13 protein-coding genes and 1 pseudogene are annotated in these 20,315 nt (G+C 67.5%); 6 read left to right on the top strand and 8 right to left on the bottom strand.

The genetic code is table 11. From position 1 onward, the window contains the following. The first annotated feature begins 294 nt into the window (after positions 1-294). Positions 295-2,661, top strand: coding sequence for an FdhF/YdeP family oxidoreductase (locus VFZ09_RS09695; RefSeq protein WP_414640689.1), 2,367 nt, complete (start codon positions 295-297; stop codon positions 2,659-2,661). A gap of 116 nt (positions 2,662-2,777) precedes the next feature. Here VFZ09_RS09695 and VFZ09_RS09690 read toward each other — a convergent pair whose 3' ends face one another. The 7 genes from VFZ09_RS09690 to VFZ09_RS09660 form a co-directional block, all read right to left on the bottom strand. Further along, positions 2,778-3,317: a hypothetical protein gene (locus tag VFZ09_RS09690; RefSeq protein WP_329727227.1), complete on the bottom strand. Its 540-nt coding sequence runs from the start codon at positions 3,315-3,317 to the stop codon at positions 2,778-2,780. A 28-nt stretch (positions 3,318-3,345) separates the two neighbouring features. Next, the gene (locus VFZ09_RS09685) at positions 3,346-3,807 is read right to left on the bottom strand and encodes a helix-turn-helix transcriptional regulator (RefSeq protein WP_329727226.1); all 462 of its coding nucleotides are present in this window, start codon (positions 3,805-3,807) and stop codon (positions 3,346-3,348) included. Between the two features lie 197 nt (positions 3,808-4,004). Further along, complete coding sequence (locus VFZ09_RS09680; RefSeq protein WP_329727225.1) at positions 4,005-5,264, bottom strand: hypothetical protein; 1,260 nt, start codon at positions 5,262-5,264, stop codon at positions 4,005-4,007. After that, positions 5,261-11,140, bottom strand: coding sequence for an AAA family ATPase (locus VFZ09_RS09675; protein ID WP_329727224.1), 5,880 nt, complete (start codon positions 11,138-11,140; stop codon positions 5,261-5,263). The genes VFZ09_RS09680 and VFZ09_RS09675 overlap by 4 nt, the downstream gene beginning before the upstream one ends. 344 nt (positions 11,141-11,484) lie before the next feature. Beyond that, positions 11,485-12,225 carry a PP2C family protein-serine/threonine phosphatase gene (locus tag VFZ09_RS09670; protein ID WP_329727223.1) on the bottom strand — a complete coding sequence of 247 codons (741 nt, stop codon included), beginning with the start codon at positions 12,223-12,225 and terminating at the stop codon, positions 11,485-11,487. Positions 12,226-12,384: 159 nt separating this feature from the next. After that, a complete protein-coding gene (locus tag VFZ09_RS09665; RefSeq protein WP_329727222.1) occupies positions 12,385-14,094 on the bottom strand; it encodes a dipeptidase in 1,710 nt (569 codons plus the stop codon). A 230-nt stretch (positions 14,095-14,324) separates the two neighbouring features. Next, the gene (locus VFZ09_RS09660) at positions 14,325-14,786 is read right to left on the bottom strand and encodes a hypothetical protein (RefSeq protein ID WP_329727221.1); all 462 of its coding nucleotides are present in this window, start codon (positions 14,784-14,786) and stop codon (positions 14,325-14,327) included. A 247-nt stretch (positions 14,787-15,033) separates the two neighbouring features. Between VFZ09_RS09660 and VFZ09_RS09655 the strand changes: the two genes are divergently transcribed. Beyond that, positions 15,034-16,665: a fumarate hydratase gene (locus VFZ09_RS09655; RefSeq protein WP_329727220.1), complete on the top strand. Its 1,632-nt coding sequence runs from the start codon at positions 15,034-15,036 to the stop codon at positions 16,663-16,665. A gap of 7 nt (positions 16,666-16,672) precedes the next feature. On the opposite strand, the gene VFZ09_RS09650 is transcribed toward VFZ09_RS09655, so the two are convergent. After that, on the bottom strand, positions 16,673-17,065 hold the full coding sequence (locus VFZ09_RS09650; protein ID WP_329727219.1) for a hypothetical protein: 393 nt from the start codon (positions 17,063-17,065) through the stop codon (positions 16,673-16,675). Positions 17,066-17,142: 77 nt separating this feature from the next. Between VFZ09_RS09650 and VFZ09_RS09645 the strand changes: the two are divergent. The 4 genes and pseudogenes from VFZ09_RS09645 to VFZ09_RS09635 all read left to right on the top strand — a co-directional run bounded on the left by VFZ09_RS09645 (position 17,143) and on the right by VFZ09_RS09635 (position 20,310). Continuing rightward, positions 17,143-18,183 (top strand): annotated as a pseudogene (locus VFZ09_RS09645) (DUF2169 family type VI secretion system accessory protein). After that, positions 18,180-19,247, top strand: coding sequence for a 3-oxoacyl-ACP synthase (locus tag VFZ09_RS09640; RefSeq protein ID WP_329727218.1), 1,068 nt, complete (start codon positions 18,180-18,182; stop codon positions 19,245-19,247). The pseudogene VFZ09_RS09645 and the gene VFZ09_RS09640 overlap by 4 nt, the downstream one beginning before the upstream one ends. Then, positions 19,244-19,672, top strand: a complete 429-nt coding sequence (locus tag VFZ09_RS51605) for a PAAR-like domain-containing protein (protein WP_414640688.1) — start codon at positions 19,244-19,246, stop codon at positions 19,670-19,672. The genes VFZ09_RS09640 and VFZ09_RS51605 overlap by 4 nt, the downstream gene beginning before the upstream one ends. Beyond that, positions 19,669-20,310 carry a hypothetical protein gene (locus tag VFZ09_RS09635; protein WP_329727217.1) on the top strand — a complete coding sequence of 214 codons (642 nt, stop codon included), beginning with the start codon at positions 19,669-19,671 and terminating at the stop codon, positions 20,308-20,310. The genes VFZ09_RS51605 and VFZ09_RS09635 overlap by 4 nt, the downstream gene beginning before the upstream one ends. Positions 20,311-20,315 lie beyond the last annotated feature (5 nt).

Here is a 20,315-nt window from a genome sequence, read left to right as displayed (position 1 = left end):
CTCGAAGACGAGCCGCAGCCTGTCTCCGGACAGCTCCCGCACCTCCACCACCTTCGGCTCCGGCCGGGGGCGCGCGCCGACAGGCACCGCCTCCGGGGCCGTCGCGCACGCGGGCAGGACGAAGCTCAGCGCCACCACCAGTCGCCACAACGAGAGTGCTCTCCTCATGTCCTGGCGAGCATGCATGAGCACCCCGAGCCCCCACCAGGGAACCGGGAGAGGTAGACTCCAGCGCCCCGTCGGCCGCGGCCCCCTCCGTGCCCGGGTCAGCAGGAGGACACCATGGCGGAAGCGATGCGGCAGCAGCAGGCGGCGGAGTCCCATCCGGACACTCCCGCCCGGCCGGAGACGCTCCCGAGCGCCCAGCCCCCCACCACTCCCGAGCCCCTGCGCGTCGGCGCCCCCGCCGTGTCCGCGGGAGGCGTACCGGCGGTGGTGTCCGCCATGAAGCACGCCTGGGGCGAGATGGGGCCGGTGCGCGGCACCCAGACGCTGCTGAAGGTGAACCAGACGCACGGCTTCGACTGCCCGGGCTGCGCGTGGCCGGACCCGAAACACCGCACCCCCTTCGAGTTCTGCGAGAACGGCGCGAAGGCCGTCGCCGAGGAGGCCACCACGGCGCGGGTGACGCCGGACTTCTTCCGCCAGTGGAGCCTCGTGGACATGGCCGCGCAGACGGACCACTGGCTCGGCAAGCAGGGCCGGCTCACCCACCCCATGGTGCTGCGCGAGGGCGCCTCGCACTACGCGCCCATCTCCTGGGACGAGGCCTTCACGCTCATCGCCGGGGAGCTCAACGCGCTCGGCTCGCCGGACGAGGCGTGCTTCTACACCTCGGGGCGCACCAGCAACGAGGCGGCCTTCCTCTACCAGCTCTTCGTGCGCCAGTTCGGCACCAACAACCTGCCGGACTGCTCCAACATGTGCCACGAGTCGAGCGGCACCGCCCTGCTGGAAACCATCGGCATCGGCAAGGGCACGGTGACGCTGGAGGACTTCGAGAAGGCCCGGGTCATCATCGTCATCGGGCAGAACCCGGGCACCAACCACCCGCGCATGCTCACGGCGCTCGAGGCCGCCAAGCGCCAGGGCTGCCGCATCGTCAGCATCAACCCGCTTCCGGAGCCGGGCCTGCAGCGCTTCAAGCACCCGCAGGCGGTGCGCGGCATCCTCGGCTCGGGCACGCCGCTGGCGGACCTGTTCCTCCAGGTGCGCATCAACGGCGACGTGGCCCTGCTGCAGGGACTGGGCAAGGCGCTGCTGGCGCGAGAGGCGAAGCAGCCGGGCACGGTGGTGGCGCGGGACTTCGTGGAGGACAGGACGCTCGGCTTCGAGGCCTACGCGGCGCACCTGGACACCGTGTCCTGGGAGGACGTGGTCGAGCAGAGCGGCGTGGCTCGCGAGCAGCTCGAGACCGCCGCGGAGTGGCTGGCGGGCACCGACCGCATCATCTGGTGCTGGGCGATGGGCCTGACGCAGCACCGCAACGCGGTGGGCAACATCCAGGAGATCGTCAACCTGACGCTGCTGCGCGGGAGCATCGGCAAGCCGGGCGCCGGCGTGTGCCCGGTGCGAGGCCACAGCAACGTGCAGGGGGACCGCACGATGGGCATCTGGGAGCGGCCCCGGCCGGCGTTCCTGGACGCGCTGTCCCGCGAGCTCGCCTTCGAGCCGCCGCGCCACCACGGGATGGACACGGTCGCCACCCTCCAGGCGATGCACGAGGGCCGGGTGAAGGTCTTCTTCGCCCTGGGTGGCAACTTCCTGTCCGCGACGCCCGACACCGAGCGCACCGCCGAGGCCCTGCGCCGCACGCGGCTGACGGTGCACGTGTCCACCAAGCTGAACCGGGCGCACCTCGTCACCGGGAAGCGGGCGCTCATCCTGCCGTGCCTTGGGCGCACCGAGAGCGACGTGCAGGCCGGTGGACCGCAGTTCGTCACGGTGGAGAACTCGATGGGCGTGGTGCACGCCTCGCGAGGGACGCTGCCTCCCGCGTCGGAGCACCTGCTCAGCGAGCCCATGCTCGTGGCGAAGCTGGCGCGGGCGGTGCTCGGGTCGCGCGGCTCGGCGCGGTGGGAGTGGCTGGTGGAGGACTACGACCGCGTCCGCGACCTCATCTCCCGGGTGGTTCCGGGCTTCGAGGACTTCAACCGGCGGGTGCGCGAGCCGGGCGGCTTCGCCCTGCCCAATGGACCGCGCGAGGGCCGCTTCACCACGCAGAGCGGCAAGGGGCACTTCACGGTGCACGAGATGTCACGGCTGAAGCTCGAGCCGGGGCAGCTCCTGATGATGACCATCCGCACGCACGACCAGTACAACACCACGGTGTACGGGCTCGACGACCGCTACCGGGGCATCCGCAACGGGCGGCGCGTGGTGATGCTGAACGCCGAGGACATGAAGGCGCTCGGTGTGGAAGCGCGACAGGTGGTGGACCTCACCAGCCACTTCGAGGGCGTGCAACGCGTGGCGAGGAAGTTCGTGGTGGTGCCGTACGACATCCCGCGCCGGTGCGCGGCCACCTACTTCCCCGAGGCCAACGTGCTGGTACCGCTCGACAGCTTCGCGGAGAAGAGCCGCACGCCGACGTCCAAGTCGGTCATCATCAGCCTCTCTCCGTCGGTGGACGTGCCCGCGCTGGCGGCCTCCACGTCCTGACGCGCTGAGGCGCGTGGGTCGGCGGGATGGGAGTACCCGCGCCCAGAAGCACAACCGGGCGCACGGAACCCACTCGAGTCCCGTGCGCCCTGCGCCTCATCTCACCTCACCGACAGCTACCGGGTCATGACCCACTCCTGCACATCATCCAGCACCATCCCCACGAGCGCGACCGCCGCGTCGGCATCGGTGGTGCGGAGGGGGCTGTCATCGGATTCCAGAAGCTCCCGGGCTGGGTGCACCAGGTTGCGGAAGTTGCGCAACGTATCGGCCACCCGCTCCGTGCGTCCTCTCAGGATGTGGAGCCCATCTGGACCTGCGACGGCGATGGAGTGGAAGAACGACCAACTCTCCCTCCGCTCCGGCGAGAACCTGCTGAACCTACCATCCGTGACGCGCCGCGCCTGCACCTGCTTCGCGACCGCCTCCAACTGGGTGTTCACGAAGCGTTGGAAGCAATCCAGCAGAACCGCCTCGATGACGCTGCCCGCCATGATCAGCACGACCTTCACCTCCTCCTCATTCTTGAAGCGAAGCAGTGAGGACAGGTCTCTCTCCGCAATATTCCGCAACCTGTCGTCCCGCAGGAAGGGCAGCTTGTGTCTGGGTGAAGGCACCTGGAGGGGCACCGCTTCCAACGTCTGGGCGTAGCTCATGTTCGTCTCTCCTCGTTTCAATCGGGCTTCAGAAGTCCTTCGACGCGGGAACCTGGGGGGCACCGGAACTTCCCGGTTGGCTGTCCGTGGCTGGGGTTGGGTAGGGTCGTGTCCGTCTGCTCCGGCACACCCCTAACCCTTGGGGTGTCATCACGCGGTGCAGCAGCTGCGCGCGCAGCATCGCGACCTCCATTTCCAGGTAGTGGATCCGCCGCTCGTAGTCGGCGTTGGTCTCCAGGACCCTCCGGGTCTCCGGGGCGAACTCCACCCCCATCATCAGCTCCTCACGCGAGAGCCCCAGCGCCTTCGCGCTCCACTCCACCTCATGCGGCTTCACATCCCGGTGGCCCTTCAGGCTCCTGTTCAACGCGCTTCGATCCATGCCGCTCTTCCTCGCCAGTTTGGTTTGACTCCACCCTCGTGCCACCAGCTCCCGGCCTATCCGGGAGCTGAGCTTCTCCAGAGACCGCACTTCACCGTTGTCGTGCATCACGACCTCCTCTTCGAACTGCGGAGACCAAAGTGTGCGCCGAGCAGGGAAGTTTCAATGCAATGAGCACCAGCACGCTGTGGTGCGTGTGCAGTGCAACTCCGCACAGGGGTGGAGACGACAACGCACACGAGCCGCCCCCTCGGGGAGCAGCGTCGTGGGCCAACAAGGGACGTAACGGAGGAAGGACCGCGCGCTCAGCCCAGCGCCAGTCCGTCCTGCATCTCCCACAGAGACCTGAAGTCGCCGAAGGAGACAATCTCGTCGTGCGCCAGCAGGTTGCGCATCTGACGGCTGAGCTGGACGAGGGGAAGGAAGCGCTGGCCTCCAACATCTGGGCGGCGGTACAGGATGTTCTCCAGCGGGCCGTGCTCCGTGGACAGCGGATCCTCCTCCACCCGGCGCCGCTGCTCCTCATCCATGAAGGCGGCACCGAACCGCGTGGGCCAGGAGCGTCCGTGCTTCTCGGTGAGCGCCCGGCATACCTCCATGCGTACCCGATTGAGCCTCGGCATCAGCAGCGCCGACTGGCCTCGCCACAAGCGGTTGCGCACCGCGGGCAGATCCTCAAGCGCCGCCAGGGCCAACACGGTGAGTTCCGGCCCATGTTCCACGTTGTGCCAGGCGGCCCCCATCTCCCACAACGGCCGCCAAGCCGCCGGCGGCAAATCTCCCGCGGAGCGCTCGGCCTTCGGACGACCCAGGCGCCGCAACACCTCGCGAAGCGCCGAAGGCTCCAACCCCTGCTCTCGCGCTTTACGACGCAGCGCATCAAGCAAGGTAGCCTCCGGCTCCAGCACGACGTCCCACAACTTCGCGGCGAGCCCCACGTTGCCGTCGACTACATGGGGCAGGACGGCTTCACGCCACACGGACTCGGGAGAGAGCAGGGACTCGCGAGTGACGAGGCGGCACATCAGTCGGAGTTCCAACCCGGACAACCGGCCCCACCACCAGTGGAGGGCCAGCCGGGTATCCGACGTGATGTCCTGCAGGGGGACCATCATCCTGCGCAGCGGCATCACGAATGCATGGGACGACGCGGCGGCGTAGCGCGTCGAGAGCCGGAAGAACTCCAGCCAAGCCTTGGCACGCGCGGGAGACAGCCCCTCCACCCCCTCCAGCCACAGCACGTCATAGACCGTCTGGAAACCGCCCGTTTCCATCGGCCTGCTCGCCGGGCGCAGCTGCTCCTCCGGCAGTCCCGTCACCCGACTCAGGAAGACGGACGGCGCCTCGTTCTCGAACTGTTCGGCCAACGCCACGGAGCGCAACAGAGGGCCCTGGCTTCGCGCCAGTGCCCCCTCCAACCCCGCGCGGAGTTGAGGCGCCCCGACCTGCCCACCGGTGAGGAGCAGCACATGACGCCCCCCCACGATGTCGCTGGCCACCCCCTCCATGAAGTCACGGAAGGAGGGCACCTGCTGCAGCGCCTCGCTCAGGGCAGCGGCGCTCATCCCGGCAACGCCTCCGCCACCCTCCGCTCCACGCACAGCGCGTCTCCCCTCACCTCCAGACAACCCAGCCGGACGAGGAGTTGGAGCAGCGCGTCACTCCGCCCCATCAGCCCGCTCACGTCTCCCTCAAGCACTCCATCGAAGGACGTCGAAGGAGAAACCCCGCCCATCTCGTGGATGAGCCGTAGGATATCCACGATGCGCGGGAGTTCCTTCAACTCAAGCGCCTCCCAGAAGGTGGCGGCCTGCGGGCTGCCCGCCCGCAGCTCGCGCTCCATGTCCTCGGCCACGCGTCGCTCGCTCGACCGCCGGCGACACTCCGCCACGAAGCGGTTGAGCAGGTAGGGCCAGCCCCCTGTCGTCACCTCCAGGACCCGCTTGCGGAACTCCTCGTCCGCCGTACGGATGTCCACCTCCTCGAAAAGGCGAATCAGGGCCGGCCGCGTCCAGCGCTTCAGCGGCATGGTGAGCACCTGTTCACGCTTCGACACGCCAGGCACGGCCCGGGTCATCCAGGCCCAGGCCGCAGCGGGGCGCAAGACGAAGACCACCCGCGCCCATCGCTTCTTGCTCCGCTGTCCTTCGCAGAAGTCCTGTGCCGCATCCACCCACCTGCCCTCCCCTGCCTCGGCGACGGACAGCTCCCGCAGGAAGAGGACCCGCTCCTCATCCCGATCCCGGAAGGAGTCCTTCAACCACTCCTGCAACTCCCGCGGCGTGTGGAGGTGCTCGGGTACCCGCAGAAAGGCGCCCTGCTCGGGCCGCTCGGAGCTCACCAGGGTACGACGGAGCGTCTCCACCAAGTCTTCCAACTGCGTGGCCCGGCTCCCCAACAGCAGCGCGACGCTCGATCGCTGCTCGGTCAACAACCGCTCCTGCGCGTACGTCAGCGGGCTGAAGCGCGGCGGGTCTCCGCCCAACCTCACATGATGGTGGTCCGCATCGAAAGCAACCGGTGCCGGCTTGTTCGCCAACTCCCCCAGACGCACCCAGATGTCGCGGATGCTGCCCAGCAACCGGACGACGTTGGGGCTGCGCAGGCGGTACTCATCCTGCGCGTTGCGTACCAACACACCCAGCCCCACCATCTCCTCGAGCAAGCCCTGCATCTGGTCCGACTCCACCTCCTCGAAGCCCTGGGGCCAGAACCCCTGGACCAGGGAGAGGATGGCGCTCGTCGAGAAGCTCTGGCTGAAGCCGTCTCGGCCGTCCTCCTGGAAGACGATGAGGCTCCAGACGATGGCTTGATAGCGAGCGTCCAGCGCGAGCGTCCACTCGAAGCGCTCGCGGATGAGCTGCCGCGTCTCCTGCTTGCGGTAGACGTCCTCCACGTCCGCCTCACGCAGGAAATAGGGCGGCTGCATTTGCGGATCCGCCCGGCGCTGCAACATGTCCACCAGGTCACGGCAGAAGAGTTGGATGAGACCCGGGTGATAGTTGGTGTAGCTGAGGATGCGCAGGATGCTGCCGTTCTTCTCCTCGGGCGGTAACCGGTACCCGAGCGCCTCCAGGGGCCGCCGCACCAACTCGTTGGCGTCGCGCGCATCCAGGGGACCCACGAGGAGCGCACTGCCGAAGTGCGCCAGCGGCTGATTGGCGATCCCCTGGAAGCGCTGCACGTTGTGCAGACCCGCCAGCACCACCTTGCACAACCCGGGATGGCGGCTCATCAGCTCGCGCAGCCTCTTGACCTGCTCGAAGCCCTTCTTCGCGTCCGCATCCAGGAAGTTGTCGGCCTCGTCGAGCAGGATGAGCAGCTTGCGCCCCTTGTCCCCCCCCAGCACCTCACCGATGCGGCGCACCAAGTCATCCGGCTTGTCCGTGGACACCTGCGCAGAGAAGAAACGCTTGCGCTTGAGCTCGTCGCGGATACGCGGCCAGAGGTGCTCAGGCGCCTGGGAAGCCGCTGGGTCTCCCACGTCCTTGATGTCCAGACGGATGGCGAAATGGTGGGTGGGATCCGCCTCGGTGAAACGCCGCTCCACCTGCTCCAGCAGGGCGGACTTGCCGAGCTGGCGCCCACCATAAACGAGGCTGGTCCCATCAAAGCTGGACAGACGACGTGCCATCTCATCACGGCCGAAGAACATCTCCGGGGGCACCGTCCCCGCGCGCTGGACATAGGGGTTGATGGAGGAAAACGGCAGGGTGCAATCGAAGAGCGCGCGCAGCCGCGCATCGCCCTCATGCAGGGCGGAGAGGTACAGCAGCATCCACTCGTCGATGACGATGGCGGCGGCACCATATTGCCGGCTGAGGGAGCAGAGCTGCCGGCGGCGCGCCAGACCCAGACGATCCAGGTAGAAGATGAGCGTGCCCTCACTCTCGGAGCGCAGCTGCTGCAAGGCCCCGGTGAGGATCTCCCGCCCCTGGGGCACCCACAGGCACATGACCCGCAGACGCCCCTCGACGCGGCTGCCAAAGTGAGGCACCGGACTGAGCCTCCGGCTGGAGGCCCGCACCTGGAAGAGAAGGTGGGGGTCGTCCTTCAAACGCTCGAAAGACTCACCGGGCTCGCCTTCCAACTGGAAGCCCAGCTGTCCGAGCAGTGCCGCCAGCATCTCCGGTACCCGCTCCTGACGGGCTCGCGCATTGACGAGCGCGCTCCAGGCATCATGCACGTGACGCAGATCCCGATGGCCCTCAGCCCGCTCGCTGCCTCCTAACAGCACCTCCTGGACACGTTTGGGCACTTCCCTGCCCCGCACGGTCTGCAGTTCCTGCTCCAGGCGCGGAAGCACATGGATGAAGTCTTCCAGGTGGCGGGTCTCGTGTTTCGGAGCCGCGAAGAGCGCGACATCGAATTCCCGGTGGTTGTCCACGGAATCCTCAAGCCGCGCCAGCAGCTCGTCCGCGCTCCGGTAGTCGCCCGCGGTCAGCACCTCCTCGATGCGCCGGGCGGCCAGGTCCCGCTGCTCGTCCGCCCAGCCCGTCTCCGCCATCCTCGGTCGCAGTTGGTTCCAGCGCTCCCGCTGGATTTCCAGGCCCCGGTGACGCGCCCCCGCCAGCTCTCCGGCGACCGCATCCAGGATGTGCTGGGAGCCTTCCATCTCGCGCGTGGTGTCCACCACGATGCCATCCAGTCGGCCCGTGAGCCCCGAGCGCTCGTCTCCGATGAAGCCATCCACGACGGCCTGCTCCACCTCCGCCCGGATGCGCTCAATGCGGCGCTTGAGCTGCCTGCGTGCCTCTTCCTGCTCCAACCGCGTCCGATCCTCGAACTCCTTGCGGCGCTCGGAACTCTCCACGAGCGGAAGCAGGTGAGGAATGAAGCGGAAGTCCCTCCGGGTCAGCCAGGCCTCGATGCTGCCCTCCACACCGGGCTCCGACAGGATCTCACGCGGCAGGGCCGTGAAGAGGTCGCCAAGCCCATCACTCCAGCGCTCCTTGTCGAGCGGCAACCGCACACTCGGCAACGTCATCAATCGACGTGCCAGCAAGCCATCCAGCCCGCCCTCGAGATCTATCAACCGCTCCCGAAGGAGCACGTCCGCCGGAAGCTGGATGCTCTGGATGCTCAGGTCCAGCCTGCAGCTCAACATGTCGGCCAGCTGCAGGATCGCACGGCGAAGCGCCGCGCACCCCGCGGCCACCTGGGCGAAGTCCTCCTCCCGCTCATAGGCATCCATCGCGCGGAGGGCCTTCGGGAACGCCATCCCGAGCTTCTGGCGCAGCTCATCAAGCTGCCGCATGACCCAGTCGTAGTTCCGGGTGAGCCGCTCATCGAGTTGGACCAGCTCGAACCAAGTCGCCACCCGCTCGCACAGCTCCTCGACACGAGACTGGATCCACGCCAGGGCCGATCCGACGATACGCTCCTTGATCTGCTCGCGGCGCCGGACCTCATCCACCATGGCATTCACGTGAGAGCTGTCACGCCAGAGCGCGAGCTTCCTCGCCACCTCCTCCAACTGGCTGCGGTCATCCCGTTTGGCCGCGTCGAGCAGCTCCAGGAGATCCCCCGTCCTGAGCAGATACCCCAGGACGTTCCTGGCGGGCAGGTAGGAAGTCCGCAGATCCCCCACCCGCTCATGCCAGCGCCGGACCTCCTCGACGGTGGCACGGATGCGCTCGGAGCGCTCCGCGTGACTCTTGAGCATGAGCTGGCTGTCCGCGGGGAGGGCCAACCCCCCATGCAGAGCGAATTCACGCAACGGCTCGACCAACTCCCGCAGGGAGGCCAAGTCATCGGGCGCGGCGAGCCAGCTCAGCAGTCCACTGCCTGGAGCCCGGATGATGGACGGAAGGGCAGAGGCCAGGGCCAGCAGTTGAAGGTGCGGCGCCGCGGGCCACTCATGCTCGGAGGCAATCGCGGTCAAACCCGAGGTGAGGGCAATGGAATCGCCCTGAAGGCGCGTCGACCCCGCCAGTGCCGCGAGCAACCAGGAGGGAACAGGCGCCTTCTCGTCCTTCGCCTCGATGGCGCGGGAGAGCCAATACGCCCCCGCCACATCTCCTTCGGTAACCAACGCGAAGAGGAAGGTGGCACGGGCCTCGGCGGAGGGATGGGCCAGCAAGACCTCCGCAGCGTCCCGGCGGGAGAGCTTCTTCGACGTACGAAGCTCGGGCTCCTCCGGTGTCGCGGGTAGAGAGGGCTCCTGGATGGGCGCGGGGTGCGCCTTCGGCGGCGACGCCGGACGCAGGACCACCACCTCGGCCCGCCGAGCGGTGGGCGTCTCCACGGGAGCAGGCGCTGGCTCTGGACGAGAGGACAGCGCTGACGCGGCAGCCACGCGAGCAGGCACCGGGGCCGCCTCGCGCACGGGAACATCCGCCCCATGCCGCGGGGGCTCCATGGCTGGCGTCGGGACGTCGGAAGCAGGCATCACCCCGGGGGTGGGAAGAACCGGGGCTGACGCGGTGACGGCGACGGGCTCGGGGTCCGGCTCGGAAGCGCTGGCCTCCGGAACGGGCGAAGCGGCTCCAGTGCCCCCGCCCTCATCCCCGGCCGCTCCGGTGACCGGGGGAGCGTTGGCTGGCAGGAGCCTCCGGGAGAGCAGCTGGTGAAGCCGTTCACTCTCGGTGCTGAGCTCATCCAACCGGCGGGTCCGCTCGCGGTTCTCCTGGATGTTCCGAGGAGGCGGCAGCTTGAGATGGGCTGACACCTCCGCCAGCAATTTCAAGAGTTGCCCGAGCTCGCCCACCACGGAGTCGAGCGCGGGCTTCGCGGGGACACTGGCACTCCAGTGCTCATGACCCGTGAGATGAGACAGGAAGGCCAGCCCCTTGGCGACCTCGGGCTCGGCGAGTCTCGCCAGCGAGTCCAACAGGCGATGCCGCGAGGCCTGGCGCTCCTTGCGCTGGTGCGCCAACTCACCGCACACCCGAAGGAAGCCGTCCAGGTCCTCCCATTCAGGTGCCGCATCTGGGAGGGCACGCAGCATCGCGAGCAACCGCTCGAAGTGCTCCCGGGGAGAGAGCGGCGCGACTGGACCGGAAGAAGGCTCCACGGCTACGGCCTCGGGTACGGCAACAGGGACCGCTTCCGGCTTCTGCTCGGTAGCGGAGGAAACAGTGGAAGCATCGGAGGACATGGCCGTCGGCGCCTTGATGCAAAGCATGAACAACATCAACCTGGCCGCGTCCACGGCGATCTCGCCCAACGAGGCGAACTCGTGCTGGGAGGCGAGCTCCGCGGCAAGCGACTGGAGCTGCCCGGGCTCCCAGTCCGCAGGCCACCCCTTCAGACCGTGGAGCGCCTTGGCATCGGGCTGAGCGACAGTCAGCTGCTTCGATTCCGCGAAGCGCCTCGCCACGTCCTGAAGTTGCTGCTGATGGTGGACCCAGAGAGCGGACGCCGAAGCCCCCAGATGGACGAAGGTGGGCAGCGCATCACGCATCGGCTGGAAGTTCTTGCGCAACGTGAGTGGCTTCAAACCGCGAACGTCACGAGCGCCCCCCAAGGGCATCCGCCATGTGCTGAGCAACTGCCAGGCATCCTTCAGGAAGGCCTGGACATCTGCCTCCGTGGACGAGGTGGAAGAGGCGGAATAGGTGATGGCCGAATTCAGCACCGCTGTCGCCAGGGGGCCACTCTTCAGGATTTCACCGAGTTGCGCTACCCAGGACGGCATCGCAACTGGCTTCTTGCCACCCTCACCCAAGAGAACCTCCCTCCGCGAGCACCAAGTCCACGGCTCAAGTTATCAGCGTTACCGGTAGAGCAAAACATCCGGCATGGGGAAGGAACATCCGGCGTGGCGACTGTTCAAGACGAGCCCTAAGCGTTCTCCAGTATCCGCACCACCACGCCGGTGATGTTGTCGCTGCCTCCCCGGTCGTAGGCCTTGGCAACGAGCCGCTCGGCCATCTCCTGGGCCGAGCCTCCCTGGGCCAGGAGCGAGACCATCAACTCCGGCGGCACGGGCTCGTACAGGCCATCGCTGGCGAGCACCAGCACATCCCCCGGCTGCACCGTCACGCGGCTGCACTCGGGGTCCACACTGGCCTCCATCCCCACCGCCCCCGTCAGGGAGTTGCGGTGCATGACGGCGAAGGGGTTGCTCGTATCCAGCCCCGCCTCCTCCATCTCCGCGAGCACCGTGTGGTCCTTCGTGAGCCGCCGCAACTCCCCGTCGCGCACCAGGAACGTGCGGCTGTCCCCGAGGTTGCACACGACGGCCTCCCCGTCCCTCAGCAGCACCGCGGTGATCGTCGAGGCCATCATCGACAGCCGGCCGCTCTGACGCACGTGCACCTCGTGGTGCGCCAGGCGCACGGCCCGGGTGATGAGGCCCTCGCTGCTCCCCCCCGGCGTGGCGGGCTGCGGCTGGCCCTCCTGCGCGGCCAGGAAGTCGGCCACCGTGCTCAGCACGAGCTGACTGGCCACCTCGCCGCCCTCGTGGCCGCCCAGTCCGTCCGCGACCGCGAAGAAGCCCAGCTCTGGCTTCTGGCAGTAGGAGTCCTCGTTGTTCGGCCTGCGGCCTATGTGCGTGGCCGCTCCGCTGTCGGTTCGAGACATGGCGGACCCGGAAGGTGTCGAGAGAAACATGCGCATCCCTCGGCGAGTCTCGACGGGTCCCGGCACCGGGCCAAGGAGATAACGCCTCCCTGGCCTCCTGCTCCCCGGGCGCGGGAGCGGCTCCGGGAGTGACTCCCCGCGCCCGGGTCCCTCACCGCCTCACGGCGCCGGAGCGACCGTGGGCTTCGGCTCGGCCTTCTGGCCCGGCTTCACCTCGGGCTGCGCCTGCGGCTTCGCCTCGGCGGGCTTGGGCTCCTCGGGGATGGCCAGCCGCGCGCCGGTGTCGCGCACGATGTACCGGTACCAGAAGTCCGGGTACTTCGGGTGGTTCACCCGGCCCATCTCGTCGCGCACGTTGCCGTCGATGTACTTCACGAGCAGCTGCTCGCCCAGCTTGCGCCAGCGGGCGTGGACCTTGTCGCCCTGCTGCGTCGAGTACGCGGTGAGGTAGGTGCGCGCCTGCTCGGGCGAGTTCTTGTACAGCTCCAGCGCGGCCTTCTCGATGTCGGCCTGGTCGGCGAGGAACTGGCCCTCCAGCTCGCCCTGGGTCTTCTGGACGTCGACGCTCATGTCGCTCCAGCGCGCGTAGGCCTGGTTGGACACCCAGTTGAACACCCAGAAGGACGAGTCCCAGGAGAACTCGCCGCGGTTGGCCACGCCCGTGGCGAGGTTCTTCGGCGCGGTGCGGATGCCCGCGTACATGGGCGTGTACACGGTGGTGGAGGTGTCATCCACGCCGAACCAGAGCACGCCGCCGATGGGGCCCGGCATCCACGAGCGCATCTGCGCCACGAAGGAGAAGCCCGTCTGCTGCGTGGAGATGGCGCGCTCGTGGAGGTAGCGCTTGCCGTCCACCTCCCACGTCATCGGGCGCCAGCGGTAGGGCGCGGCGTACGGCCCGGCGCCCACGTCCTTCGTCATGTCCAGCGGGGTGCCCTCGAAGTGGTCCCGCATCAGCCCCATGACGTCCTGCACGGCCAGCTTCTTGTCCGGCTTCACCCACAGCGGCAGGCGCTTGGTGGGGGCCGAGCCATCCACGTAGTCCGGGCCCAGTCCGGCCGACGGCGCCGCGCGGCGGAAGATGCTCCACACGCGCGCCTCGGCGAAGCGCACGCTCTCGAAGTCCAGCGGGTGGTAGGTGTCCGCGAAGCTGAAGTCCTTGTCCGCTCCGGTGTACCAGCCCTTCGCGCGCGCGAACGAGATGACGTCCGGCGAGTACAGGGCGTTCTCCGCGTCGTTGAGCGGGAACTGGCGGATGCGCGCCTGGTTGGCGTGCGCGGACAGGTAGCCCTCGGGCAGCCGGCGAGCCACCCACACGGCGCCCTTCTGGCCCGTGCCCTTGCCGATCATCTCCAGGATCCACGCCTCCTTGGGGTCCGCGATGGAGAAGGACTCGCCGGTGGAGGCGTAGCCGTACTCGGCGACCAGGTCCGTCATGACCTTGATGGCCTCGCGGGCCGTCTTCGCGCGCTCCAGGGCCACGTAGATGAGCGAGCCGTAGTCGACGATACCGGCCGGGCCCTCCAGCTCCTTGCGGCCGGTGAAGGTGGACTCACCGATGGTGAGCTGGTGCTCGTTCATGTTGCCCACCACCGTGTAGGTGACGGGGGCTTCCTTGATGCGGCCGAGGAACTTGCCGGTGTCCCACTCGATGATGTCGCGCATGGCGCCGGGCGGGTTGCGGCGCGCCGGGGTGTAGTACAGCTCGCCGTACAGCTCATGCGAGTCCGCGGCGTAGGTGATGACGGTGGAGCCGTCGGCCGTGGCGCCCTTGTTGACCAGCAGGCTGGTGCAGGCGAGCGCGGCGGGCGCGGCCAGTCCCGCCGAGACAGCCAGGGCCGGGAGGAACTTCGTAAGGGGTCGGATCATGGCGGCGGATGCTACCAGGGCTCCTCCGGGTGCACTCCTTTCCGATGGCCCCACGTCCCTCGCCCACCGGGCGGGGAGGCGGGCGTCAGGTGCCCAGAACGCGGGCGCGGCCTGAGCCGCGAGGAGGCCACGCAAGCCGCCGAGGCCGCTGGAGCCCGCGTCACCTCCAGCGCGAGGCACCCACTGGTCCGACAGTCGGACCAGTTGCTCGGCTTCGCCTCCGGACCGGCTCAGGCCGTGCCCTGACGCGGCGCCAGCCCGAAGTGCGTCCGGACGCGCCGGGCCTCCGTAAGGAGACCGGCGCTCGCGAGACGTCCCGCACACCAGCTCGCGGCATCGGGCATCGAACGCGCGGCATGGTACGGCGCGCTCGCCTGGGAGAACTGGAGGACGAGGCTCAACGACAGCCGGATGACGGGCGAGGTGATGACGAGCGCACTGCCCAGCGAGAGCTTCCCCAGGAGCTCCTTGTGCTGCTTGAGCCAGTCGATCTGCCGCTGGCGCTGCTCGGGGTTGAGCACGTTGAAGCGCACCGTGTCGTAGATGAGCGCGTGCTTCTGGTTGCGCGCCAGATAGCGCCCCCGCATGGCCATGTACTCCTCGAACTGCTGCTTGTTCGGCGTGCCGGAGAAACGCACGATGAGCAGCGGCCACAAGGAATCATCGAAGGTGATGTTGCTCGGGGTCACCATCCCACGAAGCGTGACAGGGAGCGCCCTGAACAGGCAAGAGAGGGCCCCCCGCCCGCCTGGACGGCCCTCAACCGCGCCGGGTGCGCGGAGCCCACCACCCCCGGCCGCCCCCAGGGCCGGCGGGCGGCTCCCCTACAATGGCTCGTTGCTCGCATGAGGGTAGGTTTTCGATGTGTTTCCGGAAGGCTCCCCGGACGGGCCGCTCTGCGCCGACAATCGGCGCAGCCAACCGTTGGAGAAGGCCACGATGAACGACTTCCAGTTCCAGGACATGCTGCCGCTCGGCAAGGACGAGACGCCCTACCGGCTGCTCACGAAGGACCACGTCTCCACCTTCGAGGCCGGCGGGAAGACCTTCCTCCAGGTCGCCCCCGAGGCGCTCACGCTCCTCACCCGCGAGGCCATGCGGGACATCTCCCACCTCCTGCGGCCCGGTCACCTCCAGCAGCTCGCCCACATCCTCCAGGACCCCGAGGCCTCGTCCAACGACCGCTTCGTGGCGCTCGAGCTGCTCAAGAACGCCAACATCGCCGCCGGTGGCGTGCTCCCCTCCTGCCAGGACACCGGCACCGCCATCGTCATGGGCAAGAAGGGCCAGTACGTGATGACGGGCGGCGGTGACGAGGCCGCCATCTCGCGCGGCGTCTTCGACACCTACCGCACCGCCAACCTGCGCTACTCGCAGATGGCGCCGCTCGACATGTACAAGGAGGTCAACACCAACAACAACCTCCCCGCGCAGATCGAGCTCTACGCCACCGACGGCGACGCCTACAAGTTCCTCTTCATGGCCAAGGGCGGCGGCTCGGCCAACAAGAGCTACCTCTTCCAGGAGACCAAGGCGGTCCTCAACCCGCAGAGCCTCCTGACGTTCCTCGAGTCCAAGATTCGCTCGCTGGGCACCGCGGCCTGCCCGCCGTACCACCTGGCCATCGTGGTGGGCGGCACCTCGGCCGAGTTCGCGCTCAAGACGGCCAAGTACGCCTCGGCGCGCTACCTGGACTCGCTGCCCACCGAGGGCAACGCGCTCGGCCGCGGCTTCCGCGACGTGGCACTGGAGCAGGAGGTCCTCAAGCTCACCCAGCGCACCGGCATCGGCGCCCAGTTCGGCGGCAAGTACTTCTGCCATGACGTGCGCGTCATCCGCCTGCCCCGCCACGGCGCTTCCTGCCCGGTGGCCATCGCCGTCTCCTGCTCCGCGGACCGCCAGGCGCTCGGAAAAATCACGAAGGACGGCGTCTTCCTGGAGCAGCTGGAGGCGGACCCGGCGAAGTACCTGCCCGAGACGAAGGACGCGGACCTGTCGGGCGACGTGGTGAAGATCGACCTGAACCGCCCCATGGCGGACATCCGCGCCGAGCTGTCGCGCTACCCCATCAAGACGCGCCTGTCGCTCTCCGGCCCCATGGTGGTGGCGCGCGACATCGCCCACGCCAAGATCAAGGAGCGCCTGGACTGCGGCGAGGGCATGCCGCAGTACCTCAAGGACTACATGGTGTACTACGCCGGCCCGGCCAAGACGCCCGAGGGCTACGCCTCCGGCTCGTTCGGTCCGACGACGGCGGGCCGCATGGACGCCTACGTGGACCAGTTCCAGGCGCAGGGCGGCAGCTTCGTGATGCTGGCCAAGGGCAACCGCTCGCCGGCCGTCACGGCGGCCTGCAAGCAGCACGGCGGCTTCTACCTGGGCTCCATCGGTGGCCCGGCGGCGCGGCTGGCCAAGGACTGCATCAAGAAGGTGGAAGTGCTCGAGTACCCCGAGCTGGGCATGGAGGCCGTCTGGAAGATCGACGTGGTGGACTTCCCGGCCTTCATCGTCGTGGACGACAAGGGCAACGACTTCTTCGCGGACATCAACAAGCCCACGAAGAAGCCGTGAGCCGCGCTCAGTGCTTCAACCCCGCCACGTGCGGGGTGGGCAGGTTCTCCAGCCCGTGGGCGAGCTGGAAGGTGTAGCGCACCCGGGGGGCCGACTTCAGGCCCCCCACCACCTTGAAGAGGAAGTAACCGCGCTCCACGTTGTCCGGATCCACCATCACCTGCACCTGGTGCAGGTCCGTGGTGTCGAGCACCATCTCCCCCACCAGCCGCTTGCCCAGGATGAGCTGCACCACGGGCGAGCCGTTCTCCTCCGAGAAGAGCACCCAGTGGAGCGCCTCGGCGTCGTACAGCCAGGACTCCTCCGTGCCGACGCTGAGGATGCAGTTGGTGTGATCCAGGATCCAGTCCCAGAAGCGGTCGAAGGGGAGCGTCACTCCCGACTCGGTCTCAATCGCCATGCCCTCCACATAGCGCAGGTCGGCGACCACGGCATCCAGCTCTTGGTATAATCGCACCAGGGAAACATCTGGACCGCATGCCGAACCTCGAGAACCTGAGCCCCTTCCATGCGGTGGATGTGCCCTCCATGAACAAGGAGGGAGAAGAGCTGTTGGTCATCTGCGTGGCGGGTAGATTCGACCTGCCTCCCGCGGGCCGACCTTCCGTTCCCCCCAGGTTGAGTGAGGAGCAGCGCCCTCCCGTGATGGAGGACGTCTACTGGGGAAAGCCGGGCACATCCAGCTTGCGCTACGAAGGACAGACCGCCTATCAGCGCCTGGGGACCGATATCTACGTCTCGGGCCACGCGTGAGCCCCTCGAGGCCGGCCTGTGACCGAGATGCTCGCCGCCGTAAGGGTGGGCCCCTATCAAAAAGGGATACACGTCTTTGGAACCCGGGTGTGGTACCGAGGCGTTTCGGGGCTCAAGGCCTCGGAACCGCGTCCCTTCGAGTTCATGCCGCTCCGATACGAGCGCAGCTTCGGTGGGACCGCCCAGGTGGCGGGCGATGAGCCTCCTGCCCACGAGCCGCGCAACCCGGTGGGGGTCGGGTTGTATGGCTCCACGAAAGAAGCTGTCGAACAACCTCTTCCGAATCTGGAGGATCCCTTCCAGCTGATGCGCGGCCCGACAGATCGGGTGAATCCGGTGGGATTCGGCCCCATTGCCCGGAACTGGCAACCGCGCCTGGGGCTCGCAGGAACCTATGATGAGGAGTGGGTGCAGCAGCGCGCCCCGCTGTGGCCACCCGACTTCGACGTGCGGTTCTTCAACGCCGCGGCGCCGGGGCTCGTCGCCTCGCCGGGACTGAAGGGTGGAGAACCGGTGGTGCTCGCGGGGCTATCACCTGATGGCCAGATGGCGTTCCCCCTTCCTCATCATCGGCTGATGGTGAAGTGCGTATTCCGCCACCGTGTCGACCGGCGGGAGCTGGTGCTGGACGCGGTACAGATCGATCCCGACGAACGAGCGCTGACACTCCTCTGGCGCGCCGCCATCCCGGCCCATCGCGAGCTGACCCATCACGAGTACAGCCTCGTCCGGGAATTGGAACCCTGGGAGGAGATGCCCAGGTGAACGCACGACAACGTGGCTCGGACGAGATGGTGATCGTTGGGCTGGGGCTGTGTACCCCGCTCGGGTTGACCGCACGAACCACCCAGGCGGAGATGGCCGCGGGCACCGTACGATTCTTCGAAACGGACGTCCTGGATTCCACAGGCGAGCCGGTCCGCGCCTCGGTGCTGAGACTCCTGGAGCCCAGTCTTTCGCGTTCAGAGCGAATGGTGCCGCTGGCGGTGACGGCGCTCCAAGAGGCACTCAAGGACGTGGATCCGCCTGGTGTTGCCGAGCTGCCGCTGTTGCTGGCGTTGCCGGAACCGGGGAGTGGTGCTCCCTTCGACCTGAAAGCTGTACGAGAGGAACTCAACCGCGCGGCAGCTCCGGTGCGGTTGAAGGTCTCCAGGGACGCGCTCTTCCACGAAGGTCGTGCGGGATTCTTCCGCGCACTGGCCGAGGCCACCCAGCTCCTGAAATCCCGCCGCGCCCCCTGGGTCCTGGTGGGCGGCGTGGATTCGATGTGCGACCGTCAGTCTCTGGCACACCACGCGCAAACTGGCCGGACCCTGGGGCCTGGAATGCCGGACGGCATCCTGCCAGGGGAGGGAGCTGGCTTCATCCTCCTGACTTCCGCGGAGTTCTCCCGTCAAGGACGGCTGAAATCACGAGGTCGGGTGTTGGGCTGTGCCCTGTCACACGAGCCGCATTCCTTCCTGCAGCACAAGCCCAACATGGCGGAGGGACTGACGAACGCCTTCCGTCAGCTCCGGCTCCATCCCTTGACGGGAGCCCGGCGGGTGGACCACATCCTGTCGTGCCAGACAGGGGAGACCTTCTGGGCGCAGGAGTTCAACTACGCCTACCTGCGCAACGCAGCACTGATGCCAGAGCCGCTGACGATGAGCCAGATCGCCGAGAGCCTCGGAGACGCAGGTGCGGCAGCGGGAGCCATCCAACTCGGTAGCGCGCTGCACCTGCTGGGCAGGTTGGAAAAGGTCTCGGAAGAGCCTGTCCGCATCCTGGTCTACGGTTGTGCTGATGCGGGACAAGTCGGGACCTGCATCATTGAGGGGGATACATGAGCAAGGTGTACGCCAATGGCCGGTCGGTGGTTCACAAGGGAGACGGCCAGGTCAATACCTGCGCGGTGCCAGATGTGTGCAAGACGCCCTCTCCTGGTGGGCCCGTGCCTGTTCCCTACGTGAACGTGGCTCGAGACGGAGCTCTATCCAAGGGGAGCACGTCCGTGACGCTCGAAGGCAATCCCGTGGCCCTCAAGGATTCAAACCTGGGTACGAGCAGTGGCGATGAACCAGGGGATTCCTGGAACCTACCCAGCACAATGGCAATACCTTCAACAGCGCATTCGCCCAGAATGGGCGGACCGGCTTCGCCTATGGTGATGACCGCGCTCCCCTGGGCCCTTGCGACCTCTGTCAGCAGCCCAAGGAATCGCACCGGCTCCATGAGCACACGACCACCAAGGGCAACACACACACCCTGGTGAAGGAGCTCGATGCGAAACGGGCACAAGAGGCCGCTCTCCAGCAAACCCGGCAAGGGCTCGAAACCACCCTGGCGACACTGAAGGACCAGGGAGGCAACACCAAGGCGGTGTCCTCCCAGATCAAGACGCTCAACGATCAGATCGGCAAGACGCGCGTGCTCAGGAGGGGAGCTGGGTACATGATTGGCGTCTTGCTCTGCCAGTGTGGCAGTGAGGTCTACGCCGCGATGTCTGGCGCCGAGACGGATGGGTTCAAAGCCGCAGTACAGTCCCTGGGATGGAAACTGGCAGGACCCGTCACACCTCCCCTGCAAAACGCCAATGGCCCGCTTTCGCCCACGCAGGAGGATCGGCTGCTGAACCTCCACAAAGCCCTTCCGGGCAAGAACAACAACCGCTTTGGCGTGTGCGCGGCCCCCAAGCTCATCCAGGCCATGCAGAAGGCCGGTCACAAGCCATACCTCATGACCGAACAGTTCTATTCACCCACGGATCCCCAGAAGAGCGTCCGGGTGCGTTATCGAAAGAATGGCAGGACGGTCAAGCATCAGTTCCGCGATGGGGATACGGTTCCCTCGTGCCGGACCTGCCAGAGCGCACTCCCCTGCTTGCTATGCGGTGCTCGTCCGTGTCCTTGATTCAA

Source organism: Archangium sp. (assembly GCF_036277355.1).
Lineage (GTDB): Bacteria > Myxococcota > Myxococcia > Myxococcales > Myxococcaceae > Archangium.
The sequence above is the reverse complement of the archived record's forward strand: the minus strand, read 5'-3'. Positions and strand labels throughout refer to the sequence as shown.